Here is a 15,988-nt window from a genome sequence, read left to right on the forward strand (position 1 = left end):
AGGTTTCATATGAAAAGGAGGCGTAACAAGATGAATCAGGTAAAGAGAAGCATTCGTGCACCGCGCGGTAATGAATTGACATGCAAGGGGTGGGTTCAGGAAGCAGCCATGCGCATGCTGATGAACAATTTGGATCCAGAAGTGGCGGAACGACCGGAAGACTTGGTGGTCTATGGCGGGATTGGCAAGGCGGCACGCAACTGGCCTTCCTACGAGGCCATTGTCCGTGAACTGCAGCGGCTGGAGAGCGACGAGACGCTGCTTATTCAATCCGGCAAGCCGGTCGGTGTATTCCGCACACACGAGCGGGCACCCCGCGTGCTCTTGTCGAACTCTGTGCTCGTACCGAATTGGGCGAACTGGGATCACTTCCGTGAGCTCGAACGCAAAGGGCTGATGATGTATGGCCAGATGACTGCGGGAAGCTGGATTTATATTGGGACGCAAGGCATTCTCCAAGGCACATATGAAACGTTCGCTGAAGCTGCTCGTCAGCATGCAGGAGGGTCGCTTCGCGGCACGCTTACATTAACGGCCGGTCTTGGCGGCATGGGTGGTGCCCAGCCTCTTGCTGTGACGATGAACGATGGCGTTGTGATTGCAGTCGAGGCAGATCGTTCTCGGATTGAACGCCGAATTGAAACGCGTTACTGTGATGTATTGGCCGAGACCCTAGATGAAGCATTGGAACTCGCACAGCAAGCAATCAATGAGCAGAGGGCGTTATCGATCGGACTGCTCGGCAACGCGGCCGAGCTGTTCCCTGAATTTGTGTGCCGCGGCATCAAGCCCGACTTCGTAACCGATCAGACTTCTGCTCATGATCCGCTCAACGGTTACATCCCAGCTGGTTACAGCTTAGAGGATGCGGCTGCTCTTCGCGTCCGTGATCCGAAGCATTATATCGAGCTGGCGAAGGCCAGTATGGCGGTTCACGTGCAGGCGATGTTGGACTTGCAGAAGCTCGGATCTGTTGTGTTCGATTACGGCAACAACATTCGCCAAGTGGCATTCGATCAAGGTGTACAAGATGCGTTCGCATTTCCAGGCTTTGTTCCGGCTTATATTCGTCCGCTCTTCTGCGAGGGCAAAGGGCCATTCCGCTGGGCTGCCTTATCGGGCGATCCAGAAGATATTCGCAAGACAGATGAACTCGTATTGAAGCTGTTCCCGGATAATGATCATTTGCGCCGCTGGATTACGATGGCCCAAGAGAGGGTGTCCTTCCAAGGTCTACCGGCCCGTATTTGCTGGCTCGGATATGGAGATCGCGCCAAGTTCGGCTTAGCGATTAATGAGATGGTGAAGTCAGGCGAGCTAAGCGCTCCGATTGTTATTGGCCGCGATCATCTCGACTGCGGCTCCGTTGCTTCCCCGAACCGCGAGACGGAGGCAATGAAGGATGGCTCCGACGCTGTAGGAGACTGGGCAATCTTGAATGCACTTATTAATACATCGGCAGGAGCATCTTGGGTATCTGTCCATCATGGCGGCGGCGTTGGCATGGGATATTCCTTGCATGCCGGTATGGTTGTCGTTGCCGACGGCACGGATGAAGCTGCGGAACGTCTGCGCAGCGTCTTGACGACCGATCCGGGGATGGGAGTCATCCGCCACGTAGACGCAGGATATGATGAAGCGGTTGCGACCGCGGAGCAGCATGGAATCTGTATTCCAATGCGGCAGCAGTCCTGAGAGCACGGAATCTGTATTCCAATGCGTCAACAGTCCTGAGAGCACGGAATCAACATTGCAATGCGCCAGCAGTCCTGACAGCACGGGAAATTGCCGATAGTACGGCGAAGTACCAACGGAATATTTCCTTATCTTAATACACAGCGAGGGAGGTTGCTTTTATTTGGAACAGATTGATTTGCTTCTAATAGGCATAGGATGCTTATACACCCCCGAAGGTAACGGGCCCAGATATGGGGATGAGATGGGACAGATTCGGGAAATTAAGGATGCAGCTGTTGCCATAAATAAAGGAAAGATCGTATTGGTAGGACATAAGGATGAAGTGATGGCTGCCTTGGCAGGAGCAGCTATTCGCGAGACGCTTGACGCCGGAGGCCGCATCGTGACTCCCGGATTAGTCGATCCGCATACGCATCTCGTTCATGGCGGTTCCCGTGAGCACGAGCTATCAATGAAGCGTTTGGGCGTGCCGTATCTAGACATCCTGGCGAAGGGCGGCGGAATTCTAAGCACGGTCAAATCAACTCGGCAATGGAGCGAGCAAGAGCTATACGACAAGGCTTATCGAAGCCTAAATGAAATGCTGCTCCAAGGGGTGACGACGATAGAGGCGAAGAGCGGCTATGGCCTGAATCTGGAGACAGAGCTGAAGCAGTTGCGAGTATCGCGTCGACTTCATGATACGCATCCGGTGGACATCGCCTCTACCTTTATGGGTGCACACGCTGTACCCGAAGAGTATAAAGGACGGACAGAGGAATTCGTGGCCGTAATCATTGAGGAAATGCTCCCGGCCGTTGCAGCAGAAGGATTAGCGGAATTTTGCGACATCTTCTGCGAAGAAGGCGTATTTGACGTGGAGCAATCCCGCGTTATCTTGATGGAGGGCAGACACCATGGGCTCATTCCGAAAATTCATGCGGATGAAATTGTAGCCTTAGGCGGTTCTGAGTTGGCCCAAGAGGTAGGAGCGGTCTCAGCCGAGCATTTGGTGATGACGACTGATCAAGGATTGTCCAGTCTGGCCGCAGGTAACGTGATTCCGGTCTTGCTTCCGGGAACGACCTTCAACCTTGGTCTGTCCCAGCATGCCCGCGCCCGCGATATGATCGACAAGTTCCGGCTGCCTGTCGCACTCTCCACCGATTACAATCCTGGATCTTGTCCAACGGAATCGATCCAGCTCATCATCATGCTGGCATCCTTGAATCTGAAAATGCAGCCTGAAGAGATTTTGACAGCATGCACGTTGAATGCAGCTGCTGCGATCGGACGCGCAGCAGACATCGGCTCTATCGAAGTCGGCAAGCGGGCGGACTTGACCATTTTTGATGCGCCTAACCTAGCTTACTTGCCATATCATTTCGGCATTAATCATACATTCGGTGTAATCAAGAACGGAACGCAGGTCGTGTGGAATCGTACCCTGAAGACGCAAGTAGTGTAAGGAGGAGGTGTGCGATGAATACTTGCATTCCTCATCTGCGTGTAGCGGAAGAAGCTGCCTTCCGTGATTAACCGGAAATGAAGGCAGCCTATTCGGGACGCGGTAGGGTGAAGCGACCGTAATACTGTAATTGCCGACCTTCCATATCTACAAATCATCTAAAAATCGTCAACAAGATGGATGCTGCCTGACGCAAAAGCGGGGCAGTGTCTTTTTTATTTCCATTTCGCTGCCTGACATGAAGTTGAATGGAATAGAAGAAACGAGCCCCATTTTTGCGAGATCACGCAAAAATAATTGCGTCGTTGCATGCAAATCATGCGCTACATACAGATTCGCCAATCTATGGCTTCATGATATTTTTAAAAAGCATTGAAGTTCAATAGATTGGAGTGAATACAGATGACGGTATTTTATCAGAGGCTGAAAAATTTCTTTAATTTACAGGATCCAGACTATGTTGATTTTCTGCGAAAATATGAAGCAAAAGGGAAGAAGCAAATTACATTCTATTTAATGCTTGCTCTCATTCCAGGGGTACTGACTTATATTCTTATCTATTTTTTCCGTGAACCGTTTATGGAATTGACGGGTTTATCTAGTCACAACACGCAGTTTTTCATCTTGGCTATTATGGCATCGGTCTGGCATGTATTTTTTCCATTTGCAATGTTACGATATGCTGATAAGCTCTCCTTTAAAGAATCCCTTCGATATTTAGGCTTTACAAGACTGGATATAAAAGGGCTTATTATTGTGTTTCCAGTAATTGTGATTCTATTTACATTGATCTCCCTTCCCTATATGAGGTTCATTTTTCCGCCTTTGCATGAATATTTAAATAGCCTCCCGTATTTCCACATGGGAGAGTGGCATATTTGGCAGCAAGGATATTATGATTTTCCGTGGTACTTGTTGGTGATTGGGGTGTTCGGGAATTTTGTGGGAGAAGAAATCTATTTTCGTGGTTACTTGCTCAGAAAAGTGGGCTCGCTTAAGTTTGATTGGTTAATTATTGCAGTGTTATTTCAAATTTATCATATGTGGCAAGCGCCGCAGAACTGGGCGTTCATTCCTCTATCCATATTTATTCCCGAAGAGATATTAGTCAAACTCCGGAAAAATATTTATGGTGCCATTTTGCTTCATCTTTTTGTGAATACGATTTGGGGTATCATTACTTTTAAACTAGTTGGAGTGTAAAATGAGTAAAGAATCTATGCTACACGACTAATATTACTAATATTAAATGTCAACCAAGGTGAATGTAATGAAAAATGTAAGGGGCAAACATCAGTATTTCGTATTTCTATCTTTGTTTCTTTTTTTATTCGCTGCATTCTATATTCATTGGCAGTCTTTTGAATACCCATATATAGGCGTTAAATTGGAGAATAAGAATGAAAAATGGTTCGTGACAGGGATTGATCCTGGCGGGAAAGCAGAAGAAATAGGAATCGAACCAGGCGACGAGCTCATAGCCTTGGATGGAAAGAGATTGACCGATTGGCCACACAGCAAGATTATCGATATGAAACAAGTGAAGACGTATACGTTCCTCCATCACGGCACAGAAATACAAGGCAAGGTGGATCAGCGGGATTTTTTTAAACAGATCTTTGCGATTGGAGTTGAATTGATACTCGTCGGAATCGGAAGCTTTACTTACTTCAGGAAGCCTGAATCACATCTGATACGCGATTTTTTCAAAATGAATATTGTGTTGGCGTTCATCATTTTGACGATTTATGCGACTGAATTGATCATAGCGAATGTAATCTTGGCCGCATGCTCGATCTGGATTCCTTACATGATGCTCGACATGTTCCTTCAATTGATTTTTACAAAGGTAAGACTTGTGGTGCAAAGTTTATTTACCTGCGCTAAAGCTGTGCTCGTTGTTTTTGCCCTCTATGCCTCATTCACCATCACGATTGGCAGAATTCCCGATTGGATCAGGGATATTACACTTATTCAATTTATGATTGTTATTGGGATTATATTAGTTTTGGGGAGACTTCATTGGAGTCGTTTTGATCGAATAAGAAAGAACTATTTGTTGATCCTTGTCACTGGAATTTCTCTCAGCTTTCTCCCCTTTTTATTTTTATATGCGATCCCGAATGTAGTGGGATTACGGTACATGTTAGCACCAGAATATGCGATGATTGGGCTTATTCCTTTCTCCTCCACGATTATGTACATTTTGATTAAACAGAGAATGGTTGATATGCAACTTTATATTTCCCGGCTATCTATCCATACGTTGTTTGTTGCCGGACTGTTCTTTGTTTATTTATGCTCGATTTCATTTAAGTGGTCACCTATGATTTATATTTTTTTCTTATTCGCCTATACAGGAAGTTATCAGTGGGCTTTGAAATGGGCTAACGACAAAGTGAACGGTAGAAAGCTATGGCTAGAGAAAGAAAAACTTAAACTCTCGATTCAACTTACGGAGAAGAAGAATAACCGTGATTTAATGATGATGCTGGTGGAGATGATCCAAGAAGTAATCGACGTAGAAGGCATCTGTGTCATATGGAGAGACGGCGTTCAACAACATGCCTATTGCGTAGGTGTATTCGAAGAGCTGGAAGAACAGTTAATCATGGAGGATTGTAGCGAGCTGGATTTAAGGCAAAAATATCATTTTAGTGAAGTGTTACGTGTAGGGGAGAAGGATTATTTATGCCTTGGGCATAAGAGCAATGATACGTTTTTCTCGGCAGAGGAACTTCAGTTTTTAGAAAAAATACATATGGAAGTGTTTCGGCTGTTAAGGAATGCCCAATTACTCTCCAACATGCAAAAAAACTATTTATCGGCAAAAGTTCAAGATGATGATACCAAAGAGGCAGCCAATCCTAACAACAAGATGAATTATGTAATATTGGAGGCACAGGAATCCGAGCGAATACAGACCTCTTACTTTTTACATGATCAAATCTTGCAAAACCTCATTTTTCTTTCCCGTGATTTAGAAGAGCTGTATGATTCCAAAGTGATCAATAAACAGAAAGTGAAGCTCTGGCTTCATTGTATCTATGACTCACAGAGTGAGATTCGCCTGTTATGTGACCGCCTTCATCCGCATATTGTTGATAAAACCGATTTAAAGGACGCTGTGCAATGGCTGATTCGTTCAACGAAGGAGAGAGCGGAGCTTGAAATCGAATTTCAATACAAGCTTTCGCCCGATCTGGTGCTGCAACCGTTAGTGAAAACCAATATTTTTAGAATCATCCGGGAATTGCTTACGAACGCAGTCAAACATGCCAATGCTTCAAAGGTAGTCCTAGCGATTTGGAATACTGGGCGTGTACTTCAATGTAGGGTGCAGGATAATGGAGCAGGATTTGACGTCGCGGAACTGGGCCGACATAACTCTGATCAACGTCACTTTGGTCTTGTATCCATTCATCATCAGGTCACTTATTTGGGCGGTGTAATGAATATTCATTCTTCAATAGGTACAGGCGTAGATGTTCATATTTGTGTGCCAGTAATGGAGGATCATTGCCATGTTGGATAAAATTAAAGTGATGCTGCTGGATGACCATCCTTTAGTCATGGAAGGATTGAAAAACCGAATAAACGAAGAGAATGATATTCATGTAATCGGAACTTTCACGGATCCACGCGAGGGTGTTCAAGAGCTGGATCATGTAAAGCCAGATGTATTCGTTATGGATATTTCAATGCCGCATATGGATGGTTTCGAAGTGGCAAAGCTATGCAAAGAAAAATTCGGACTAGCTATGAAAATTATTATGTTGTCCGGCTACACCTATGAGGAGTTCTACCAAAAAGCGTACGATATTGGTGTCCATGCTTATTTATCCAAACAGGCGACTTACCAGGAAATCATTAATGCGATTAGGCAAAGTGTATTAGGCCATATCCTAATACCGGAGAAAGTTCTAAGCGGTCTAAAGCAAGATCAATTGTCCGCTATGGAGCGGGAAGTGCTTAAACTGATTGCCCAAGAAAAGAGCAATCAAGAGATCGCTGTTATTCTTGCGATGAGCAAGCGAACCGTTGAATATCACATTGCATCTATTATTGATAAGCTTGGAGTTAAGACGCGCATTGGTGCTGTTGTAAAGGGCTACGAATCCGGTTTGCTAATAAATCAAACCAAGTAGAATGGCGGATAAGGCTCGTGATCCATTTGGAATCCCCTGTAATCCCCATGAGCGCGAGGGTAATTATATAGAAGGCAAAATCTCTACGAGAACTATCCAGCCTTATCAAAAGAAAGTCCCCCTCAATGAGGGGGACTTTCATATCAACATGATGTGAGCCGTCTATTAGCCTGCGGCCCATACATCCAATTCAATTTTCAATTCAGGAAGACCTAATCCAGCAACATAGGCAATCGTCATGGAAGGAGAGGGAGCGCCGAATAAGTGATTCCACTCCGCATCGAAATGATCCCAGTCAATTTCTTCCGTCGCCCAAATATTCACTTTCACGACATGATCAGGCGTTAGCTTCTGAGAAGCAAGGAGGGCAACAATGTTGCTCATCGTGTTCGTTACTTGTTCGTTGAAGTCAGTGGGAATGTGATTGTTTGGATCGATTCCAATTTGACCAGAAAAAACATACAGCTCCGCATCTCTGCTAATTTTGGTTACATGGCTGTAGTGTCCAACCGGCTTGGCAATTGATTTAGGATTATATCTGGAAACGATAGGATTGGTTTGTGTCATTAAGTAATATCTCCTTTTAAATGGTTTCGGTTATTTCCTTCAAAATGGACAGACTTATCCCGTCACATTAAATTCTAGAAGAAAACAGCAGTAGAATACCCGATACCGGAGGATAGGTTCTTCAAAGCTCTCTTTTTCATCAGGTACTCACTCCTTCCCATTTAAAAGTTAATCATTTAATGTAAAACACCTAAATTATAGCATCGAATCTGCTTCAATACTAGGGAATGTTCACTTGGTTGGATGACATACTTTCGAATAGCGCCGCAATACGTCATCAGTCTTCATTTTTGCTATCGCGGTGATGGGCTTTAAGAAGAAAATGAAGGGACAATGACTTTATTCATGGATGAAAGTGGTAAGTAGATGCTGCTAGGCAGACAAAATCCCCTCGCTACGATGTATATTCGCCGTGTCCCAACTGGATTTGTGTCATATGGTGAATAGGGAGGAGGGGAACAAAATTGGAAGCCTATCAGAATTGCTTGTACTGTATGAACAAAAAAGTTCGTATCCTGACAATGGACCGCCAAGAATACCGAGGGACGGTTGTTAAGGTAGATTATCAAAATGTCTATTTGCGTCCCGAAGCGAATTATGGAGCTGTAAGAACGTCAGGCTTTTTTCCTTTCGTTAATAACGATATCATAACCTTAAGCTTATTCACATTACTCGCTATTGCATTGATATAACTTGATGGATCCGGAGCTCGGCATTTGCCGGTCGATTTCGTCTCATGACGAGCTTCGGGCTTACATATTCTTTGTTTTGTTTGAGTCTACTCATTTCATAAAAAAGTAAATTTATTCATTGAATCATGTCATATCGCTACCCTAGTGGGCAGCATATTTGAATCGTAAAATGATAGATAGAACGACACCTCAGATTCCTTGCGCTTCAAACTATTTTAGGAGGTCATTAATTGATGAAAAAACAGATCATAGCAGGTATTTTGGGGCTTACTATGGTAGCTGGCCTATCCACGCCAGCGTTTGCAGCAATTGATTTTTTTAATGAGATTGAAAATAACGATACGTTTAAGCGTGCTAATGAGTTTCCTCTAAAAACACATACCATGATCAATGGTAAAGCATCCCGCGATGACGATTACGACTATTTTAAGTTTAAGGCTCCTGAGACTACATTCTATACATTTGACTTTGGCGCTGCTAACATTGAGCTTCCTGTTGAGGGAGCCGAAGTGACCCTGTATGATGCCAATAGAAAGAAAATCACGAGCGGAGAAGTGGACTCGCGCAACGAATTGAAATTTTCTGAAAAGTTGATAAAGGATCAGGAATATTTTATTCGAGTAGAGAACAATTCCAGCAGATTTTATGATTATATTTTAGAAGTTTATAAAAGAAACTGATAGCAACAACATCAAAATGTCGACTCGTTTTCCCGATGAATGATTTATTCATCGGGATTTTTCTTTTAGGTCACGCCCATTGATTAACCAGATAACGGAAAATGATTATCTATGTGTTAATCTTTCGTTAAATTGCCATAATACTTCTTGAATAAAGGTTCGACGTCCGAAAATCGAATATACGCTTCAACAGGCAAATCTGATTTTTCGATATCCTGCGACCAAAGTGCGGAACAGGACTCCACTAGTTCGATCGTGTCTTTACACCAGCTTATATAATGGATTTCTTGTTCCAAACCTCTTCTTATGACCGCTGAGCTCATTAAAATCCGTGAATTCATGACATTACGCTCTCGGATGCTTTCCCAGCGCTCATGAAGAATGCGTTTCATCTTGGCTAACCGCTGTTCCCGCTCCTTTTGATAGGCCTTTAGCTGGAAAATAACCTCCTCTGCGGGAATGTTGTCCATAAAGAAGACTTGCATCAGAAAGGAGTCCTTAAGCTTCGGCGTTTCCGGAGGCGAAAGCAGCCAGGAGATCAGCTCCTGCTTGCCTTTTTCCGTGATGGCGTAGATCTTTTTGTCGGGTTTGCCCGTCTGCGGCTGCATGCGGCTTGTAATGTAATCCTCCTGTTCTAAACGTCCAAGTTCCGGATAGATTTGTGATAAATGTGAATGCCAAAAGATGCTCATAAAATCATCAAATTCCTTTTTGAGATCATAACCAGTCGCTTCCCATTTACTAAGAAAGCCCAAAATTCCAAACTTCAACGACATCGTTTCTACTTCCTTTCTGACATTTTCATATATTAAACCGCCACTGTTTCAATATTCGTTTGCTCTGCGGAGTTCCCTTTACCAAGAGATGGTATAGCCAAAATTCCGGCAATTCCGAGTACAAGCAACATTCCGCTGATCACGAGAACCGTCGTTGTTACTCCCCATATCGAAAGCAACACTCCGGTCAGCAATATACCTGGCAGAGCCGCACTGGTTGAAATCATATGGTACATGCTGAAAACGCGAGTGTAGTTATCCTTCTCCACAATATCCTGAACGTAGGTCACAAATGTAATGTTAAAGCATCCCAGTGCAATTCCCTGCACGAAAAAGAGGGGCAATATCACCAGCCAATTTTGGATTGCATATAAGCTGCCGATGCTGATACAAAGGGTGAAAAGTGGAGGGACAATCAGCCATTTTCTCTCTATCTTTTTATACCATTTTGGAACGAGAGCCGTACCCACAATCATGCCGGAAAGGGAAGCTGTTCCGATAAAGCTTAGATTTTCAACGCCTGAACTTAGCACATCCCTTAAAAAGGAGAGCAGAATCAAATCCACTGAGGAAGCAATGAACATGGCAATCGTCAAAAAAACAAACAACGTGCCGAGCTGGCGGTGACGAGCAATATAAAGGACACCTTCTTTCATCAAAGTCCATTGGCCACGGCGTTCCGGCATTTCCTGTTTCACCTTTGGCTTCATACGCATAATGCACATCAGCGAACATAGGAGAAGAAAGGCTGAAAACAGCAGCAACGAAGCAGGCGAGGATCCGTTTTTGAGCATAAAGGCGGTAAAGATCTGACCTGTTATTTTGACGACCGTATAGCCTCTGAAGCCAGCTATTCGCTGATGGACGTTCTTTTTCGCTAACGATTTGAGGGAGGAGAGACTGACTGGCTGGCATGAAAAATAAACCGACAATGCTTTCTGCAATTAGGAGCGCATATACCCACGGCATCGGGATCATGTTTGAGAGTAAAAAGAACAGGATCATACCGCTCATGCGGACGACATTTGACCATACCATCACATGCTGCAGCGTTTTTCCGGATATCCAGGCTCCGGCAGGTAGGGCTAGCAGCACAATAGGGAGATAGTATGCCACATAGAAAAACGTAAAGGATTCTGTTCCGCTCGACTTGATTTCAATCCATTTGAGTAGCGAGAAAAAGAGTATGGAGTCCGCAAAAACGCTCAGGACTCTTCCAGCAAATAATTGCGGTCTTCAATAGGCTTGCATTCCCTACTATTTTTTGTGTGCCTTTCTAATTATACTTACATGTGTACATGGTAACGAACGCTGTATAGTTGATTAACACATTGTTTAGGGGGAGCAGTATTGAAATCACCGCTTATGTCTTATGCGACTTTATTTCTCGGGGTTTTGGCATTATCGACTTCAGCTATCTTCGTGAAGTTAGCAGATGCGCCGGCTGGCATTACGGCGTTTTATCGGATGTTTTTTGCAGCGGTTATGCTGCTGCCGTTTCTTCTCGCGGACAAAGAGCGCATGCGAGAAATACGTTCATTGTCGAAGAAGCAATGGGGGTATGGACTGCTGTCGGGCTTATTTCTAGCCACGCACTATGTGCTCTGGTTTGAGTCATTGAATTACACGTCAGTCGCAAGCTCAACGGTGATCGTGACCTTGCAGCCGCTCTTTTCCATGGCGGGAGGCTACTTTTTGTTTAAAGAACGCTTCCGTATGGGGGCCATACTCGGTTGTATCGTAGCGATTGCAGGAAGCTTCGTCATCGGGTGGCAGGACTTCCAGATTAGCGGGCAGGCGCTGTTCGGCGATATTCTAGCCTTTATTGCGGCAGGAGTCATTACGGCTTACTTCTTTGTTGGCCAGCATGTTCGCAAACAGTTGTCGCTCGTTCCTTATTCCATTATCGGCTATGCAAGTAGTGCGCTCTTGTTAAGTCTCTTTTCCTTCAGTCAGCAAACATCCTTCTTCGATTATTCTGCTAACACATGGTGGTCCTTTATCGGACTCGCCTTCATCGCCACGATTTTAGGTCAGACGTTATTCAATTGGCTGTTGAAATGGCTCAGTACGTCAGTCATTTCTATGAGTATACTCGGGGAGACGGTCGGGACGTGCATCCTTGCTTATTTCATTTTGGATGAGGTTATTACGGTACAGCAAGGCATTGGTATTGCACTCATTTTGATTGGACTTGCCATGTTCTTACTGCAGCAACGACAGGTGACCGAGCAGCAGATAAATCGTAAGGAAATTGGGACATAGATAGATTGGCATTACAAATATGAATTAAAAACTGCTGTAGAGTGTTCACAACTCTGTCAGGTGAACACAAAATAAAAAACAAGTCAGACATTGTTTGCAAACGAGATGACACTTCTTATTGGAATCGGACTTCCGTTTGAAGCTAAAAACAGCTTTACTCGTAGTACATATTAAGGCGAGGCGGTCAACGAGGGATTTCTTAACTAAGAGCATATTAATAAGGAGCTGCGGTTAAGCAGCTCCTTATTTTTTACTTCACAGTATATTCATTTACTTCAAACGATAAAATCTTATCGTAGATTACATAATCCTTACGGCTGGTAAAAGGGCCTTTATTATTGTTATGTTTATTGATGGCATAAGATGTTGTGCCTACGCCGGCGTTTTTGTTCTCATACCAGGAGATAAAGGAGTTGACTTCTCCCATAGAAAGATCGAATTCTTTTTCTAGTCCAGTCGTCATTGTAACTGTAAGGATGGCACGATTACCTTTAGGTTGTTCTGGATTAGTCGGCTCAGTAGGTTCAGTAGGTTCAGTAGGTTCAGTAGGTTCTGTTGGTTCTGTTGGTTCTTCACTAGTTCCAGGATAATAAACTTCAACTTTATTAATGGAAGTAGTGGTTTCGCCGGCTATTGCAAAAATCGCATTATTAAAGGATACTACACCTGCTCTTCTTGTAGTCGGCATGTCTAATTTTTTTGTCCATTCATTTTTTACCGGGTCAAATTCATAGACAGAGTTTATTTTTGTTCTACCATCAGGTTTGCCGCCTCCAACCCCATAAATCTTTCCGTTAAGCTCTGTCGTCCCAATATATATGGCGGTTTCCGGATAAGGTACTCCATTTTCCCAGGTATCTGTTTGAGGATCGTAGATTTCAACTATACTTTGGGAATTTGAATTAGCTGAATTTTCCCCACCGATTGCATAAATTTTTCCGTTTAATGTAGTGAGGCCAATACCGGATCTAGAAGAAGGCATTTTCGCCTTCGCAGCCCAACTGTTGGTTTCCGGATTGTATTCATACACGGTGTTGGAGTTTGAACCACTAGGGTTATATCCCCCTATAACATAAACTTTATTATTAATTGCAATTCCTGAAGTGTAACTTCTTGTTTCGGGCAATCTTGTTTTGCTGGACCATTTGTCCGTTTTTGGGTCATATGCTTCAACTACATTAGAGTATCCGCTTCGATCCTTTCCTCCCATTACGTAAATGATATCGTTCACGACAGCTATTGCCGCTCCGACTCTTGCTGTAGGCATGGGGGCTTTTTCGATCCATGAGTCATTAGTTGGATCATAGGCATATACATTGTTGGCAAAACTGGAGTATCCGGAGGGAGAACCCCCGATTACATAAATGGTGTTATTGGCTAACGCTACATGGGGATAGCTTCTCGACACTGGAAAATCATTTTTTTGTTCCCATTTTTCCACGCCAGTGGAGGCGTATGCGCTTGGAATGAAACATAATAGTAAAAGTAGCGACAATAAAGCCGATAAGACAGGTTTCTTCATAATCTTCTCCTTTAAATTCAGTCTGTTAACGATTATATAAAGTTGGAATATGATTGTCTATATATATGTACATATGAAAAAATGCAAAAAAATGCTAAGTATATACTAGAAAAGTGGAAACATTACATATAAGGTGATTAATTCCATTGGCTGTGCTTCGAGTGGAGTTCATCTACCTTGTTGTAAAAATATACATAATATGGTGACAGTGGAGTTACTTGCTTCAAACATCGCAGTCTTGATGCCGACTCAATTTCGTTGAGATCTCCGTTGCCCAATTAGCCATCTAGAAGAGAATCACGTTTACTGTTAAAGAAGCAAGTAATGGGGATCTTTATTCCGCTCAAACGTGGTGATCCTTTACTGGACTAGCCTTCATCGCAACGATTTTAGGTCAGACGTTATTCAATTGGCTGTTGAAATGGCTCAGTACGTCGGTCATTTCCATGAGTATACTCGGGGAGACGGTCGGAACGTGCATCCTTGCTTATTTCATTTTGGATGAGGTTATCACGGTACAGCAAGGCATTGGCATTGCACTCATTTTGATTGGACTTGCTGTGTTCTTATTGCAGCAACGGCAGGTAACCGAGCAGCAGACAAATCGTAAGGAAATTGGGGCATAGATAGAATGGAGTGTGAATTATCAATTGTAAATGCTGTAGGGACAAAAAAACTGCATCTCCCATGTTAGATAATGTCTAACAAAGGGATGCAGTTTTTTATAGTGGTACTATATCAGACTATGATGCATGGCTAAAGTTTGATTTATCTGAGAATAATGGATGCTCCCTTACCTGCCGTCACGGGGGTACGGGAGCAAAGGAATGCTCAAAAGCGTCTACTCATCTTCAGTGCCTGGTAACGGTTGACCTGCTTGGAGCAATAGCTTGCTGGCATCTTCTTTGGATAGATTCGTAATGTCGTATTTCTTGCCTGTCTTGTTTTCCAGTTGCCGAATTGCGGCAAGCTGAGTATGTGTAGCCGGCTGTTCACTGATGAGGCGTTCGATATTGCCTGAAGCGATCTTTTTTGCCAGCACCGGATCATCTAATGCGTTAAGCAGCATGTACATGGCTTGAATTGCGTTTTCTTCGCTCGTGAGGCCGTAACCTGAATCCGTGCTTAGCAAAAAGCGATCCGGAAACTCCTTGATGATAGGAACGAAATCCTCCAGCTTATAGGCACTGGACGGGTTAAATGCCGTAAAGCCCGCAAAAAAATCCGCGTAGACATTCGGGTGTTCGCTTAGCAGTGAGCGTATATTTTCGGGAGAATTGTAGGCATTTGCATGCCCAAAGATAAATATAGTATCTGGGTATTTCTTGGCCGCTTCCTCCAGTTTCAGCATAGGGATGCCTTCGGGAGGATCAATATGCATTAATATAGGAGCCTTGTACTCGGCACATAATGCATAGAGGGCAGGCAAAATTCCATCCATTGGATGCTCTGTCTTCCATATGGAATGTGCGAGTGCTTCCGAGTATGTAGATGCGATCGCAAGCTCTCCTAATCCGAAAAAGCCCTGCTCTAGATAATCTTTTGCCGCCTTCAACCCAGATGGCTCTAATAAATGAATGCCTGAGGCGAAAGGGATGAACCGTTCAGGATGCTGCTGATAGGCCTTCCATGTGATTTTATCTGTTCCGACAGCACTTGGTTCGGATACGTTTCCAAATAGTACGATACGATCCACGCCGTATTTATCCCACATCATATCTAGCTTCCAATCGTATGCCCGATTTGATGCGCTATGATTGTGAGCGTCTATTAGTTTTATATCTTTATATTGTTGCGCCCAATCTTCTAATGTCTTGGTCGGTGGTACAGAAGCTGCCTCTTTTATATCGTCTTGAGGGGCACTTGAAATGGTGGCTGGTTTTTCCTGCTGTGTAGACCCATACATGAATAAAGCTGCTAAGATCAGAACGAGTATTGCAAAAAGTAATGCCATGCGAATTTTGGTTTGCTTGGTCATGCTGATCCTCCCTGTACGTTGATCCCTTATCTAATAGCTCTCTTTTGTAGAACAGTGCCTATGAGAAAGTTACTTTTTTATTGCTTGCTATCTGGATGGCGACTCACTTGACTCTAGGATAACACTTTGTACTTTGTCTTTAGTGTTCAGCTTATCACACTTAGCAGGAAAGGAAGATGTTCAATCGGTTTGTGCCGAAGGGGAGACGCGCATGT

At 43.9% G+C, this 15,988-nt stretch carries 13 protein-coding genes and 2 pseudogenes; 10 read left to right on the forward strand and 5 right to left on the reverse strand.

What is annotated here, in order from left to right; genetic code table 11:
* The first annotated feature begins 30 nt into the window (after positions 1 to 30).
* From hutU to M3661_RS21445, 6 genes and pseudogenes are all read left to right on the forward strand, one after another.
* A complete protein-coding gene (gene hutU, locus M3661_RS21425; RefSeq protein ID WP_251488406.1) occupies positions 31 to 1,695 on the forward strand; it encodes a urocanate hydratase in 1,665 nt (554 codons plus the stop codon).
* Positions 1,696 to 1,858: 163 nt separating this feature from the next.
* Positions 1,859 to 3,145 carry an imidazolonepropionase gene (gene hutI / locus M3661_RS21430; protein WP_251488409.1) on the forward strand — a complete coding sequence of 429 codons (1,287 nt, stop codon included), beginning with the start codon at positions 1,859 to 1,861 and terminating at the stop codon, positions 3,143 to 3,145.
* A gap of 402 nt (positions 3,146 to 3,547) precedes the next feature.
* A complete protein-coding gene (locus M3661_RS21435; protein ID WP_251488412.1) occupies positions 3,548 to 4,348 on the forward strand; it encodes a CPBP family intramembrane glutamic endopeptidase in 801 nt (266 codons plus the stop codon).
* Positions 4,349 to 4,415: 67 nt separating this feature from the next.
* Positions 4,416 to 4,670: pseudogene (locus tag M3661_RS30840) on the forward strand (PDZ domain-containing protein); the annotation flags it as partial.
* Positions 4,671 to 4,733: 63 nt separating this feature from the next.
* Positions 4,734 to 6,680 (forward strand): sensor histidine kinase, encoded by a 1,947-nt coding sequence (locus tag M3661_RS30545; RefSeq protein ID WP_251488415.1) that lies wholly within the window; start codon positions 4,734 to 4,736, stop codon positions 6,678 to 6,680.
* Positions 6,670 to 7,293 carry a response regulator transcription factor gene (locus M3661_RS21445; protein ID WP_251488417.1) on the forward strand — a complete coding sequence of 208 codons (624 nt, stop codon included), beginning with the start codon at positions 6,670 to 6,672 and terminating at the stop codon, positions 7,291 to 7,293. The genes M3661_RS30545 and M3661_RS21445 overlap by 11 nt, the downstream gene beginning before the upstream one ends.
* 165 nt (positions 7,294 to 7,458) lie before the next feature.
* On the opposite strand, the gene M3661_RS21450 is transcribed toward M3661_RS21445, so the two are convergent.
* On the reverse strand, positions 7,459 to 7,860 hold the full coding sequence (locus M3661_RS21450; RefSeq protein ID WP_251488421.1) for a RidA family protein: 402 nt from the start codon (positions 7,858 to 7,860) through the stop codon (positions 7,459 to 7,461).
* Between the two features lie 464 nt (positions 7,861 to 8,324).
* Here M3661_RS21450 and M3661_RS21455 point away from each other — a divergent pair, with 464 nt between their 5' ends.
* Together M3661_RS21455 and M3661_RS21460 are read left to right on the forward strand one after the other, a co-directional pair.
* A complete protein-coding gene (locus tag M3661_RS21455; protein ID WP_021254085.1) occupies positions 8,325 to 8,552 on the forward strand; it encodes a hypothetical protein in 228 nt (75 codons plus the stop codon).
* Between the two features lie 233 nt (positions 8,553 to 8,785).
* The gene (locus tag M3661_RS21460; protein WP_021254086.1) at positions 8,786 to 9,232 is read left to right on the forward strand and encodes a hypothetical protein; all 447 of its coding nucleotides are present in this window, start codon (positions 8,786 to 8,788) and stop codon (positions 9,230 to 9,232) included.
* A 116-nt stretch (positions 9,233 to 9,348) separates the two neighbouring features.
* Here the strand turns inward: M3661_RS21460 and M3661_RS21465 are convergent, their stop codons facing one another.
* Both M3661_RS21465 and M3661_RS21470 read right to left on the reverse strand, forming a co-directional pair.
* On the reverse strand, positions 9,349 to 10,008 hold the full coding sequence (locus tag M3661_RS21465; protein ID WP_251488424.1) for a PadR family transcriptional regulator: 660 nt from the start codon (positions 10,006 to 10,008) through the stop codon (positions 9,349 to 9,351).
* 32 nt (positions 10,009 to 10,040) lie between these two features.
* Complete coding sequence (locus M3661_RS21470; RefSeq protein WP_251488427.1) at positions 10,041 to 10,952, reverse strand: MFS transporter; 912 nt, start codon at positions 10,950 to 10,952, stop codon at positions 10,041 to 10,043.
* Between the two features lie 406 nt (positions 10,953 to 11,358).
* On the opposite strand from M3661_RS21470, the gene M3661_RS21475 reads away from it, so the two are divergent.
* Positions 11,359 to 12,273 carry a DMT family transporter gene (locus M3661_RS21475; RefSeq protein ID WP_251488430.1) on the forward strand — a complete coding sequence of 305 codons (915 nt, stop codon included), beginning with the start codon at positions 11,359 to 11,361 and terminating at the stop codon, positions 12,271 to 12,273.
* 250 nt (positions 12,274 to 12,523) lie between these two features.
* Here M3661_RS21475 and M3661_RS21480 read toward each other — a convergent pair whose 3' ends face one another.
* Positions 12,524 to 13,795, reverse strand: a complete 1,272-nt coding sequence (locus tag M3661_RS21480; protein ID WP_251488432.1) for a Kelch repeat-containing protein — start codon at positions 13,793 to 13,795, stop codon at positions 12,524 to 12,526.
* Between the two features lie 335 nt (positions 13,796 to 14,130).
* Between M3661_RS21480 and M3661_RS21485 the strand changes: the two are divergent.
* Positions 14,131 to 14,421: pseudogene (locus M3661_RS21485) on the forward strand (EamA family transporter); the annotation flags it as partial.
* 215 nt (positions 14,422 to 14,636) lie between these two features.
* Here the strand turns inward: M3661_RS21485 and M3661_RS21490 are convergent.
* Entirely contained in the window at positions 14,637 to 15,773 is a 1,137-nt protein-coding gene (locus tag M3661_RS21490; RefSeq protein ID WP_251488435.1) for an amidohydrolase family protein, read from the reverse strand.
* Between the last annotated feature and the right edge of the window lie 215 nt (positions 15,774 to 15,988).

Source organism: Paenibacillus sp. MER 180 (genome assembly GCF_023713665.1).
Lineage (GTDB): Bacteria > Bacillota > Bacilli > Paenibacillales > Paenibacillaceae > Paenibacillus_B > Paenibacillus_B suaedae.

What these genes read in the sequence shown, in the direction of transcription:
- hutU (WP_251488406.1), top strand. Translation starts at nt 31, where the DNA reads ATGAATCAGGTAAAGAGAAGCATTCGTGCACCGCGCGGTAATGAATTG.
- M3661_RS21435 (WP_251488412.1), top strand. Translation starts at nt 3,548, where the DNA reads ATGACGGTATTTTATCAGAGGCTGAAAAATTTCTTTAATTTACAGGAT.
- M3661_RS21445 (WP_251488417.1), top strand. Translation starts at nt 6,670, where the DNA reads ATGTTGGATAAAATTAAAGTGATGCTGCTGGATGACCATCCTTTAGTC.
- M3661_RS21450 (WP_251488421.1), bottom strand. Translation starts at nt 7,860, where the DNA reads ATGACACAAACCAATCCTATCGTTTCCAGATATAATCCTAAATCAATT.
- M3661_RS21460 (WP_021254086.1), top strand. Translation starts at nt 8,786, where the DNA reads ATGAAAAAACAGATCATAGCAGGTATTTTGGGGCTTACTATGGTAGCT.
- M3661_RS21465 (WP_251488424.1), bottom strand. Translation starts at nt 10,008, where the DNA reads ATGTCGTTGAAGTTTGGAATTTTGGGCTTTCTTAGTAAATGGGAAGCG.
- M3661_RS21480 (WP_251488432.1), bottom strand. Translation starts at nt 13,795, where the DNA reads ATGAAGAAACCTGTCTTATCGGCTTTATTGTCGCTACTTTTACTATTA.
- M3661_RS21490 (WP_251488435.1), bottom strand. Translation starts at nt 15,773, where the DNA reads ATGACCAAGCAAACCAAAATTCGCATGGCATTACTTTTTGCAATACTC.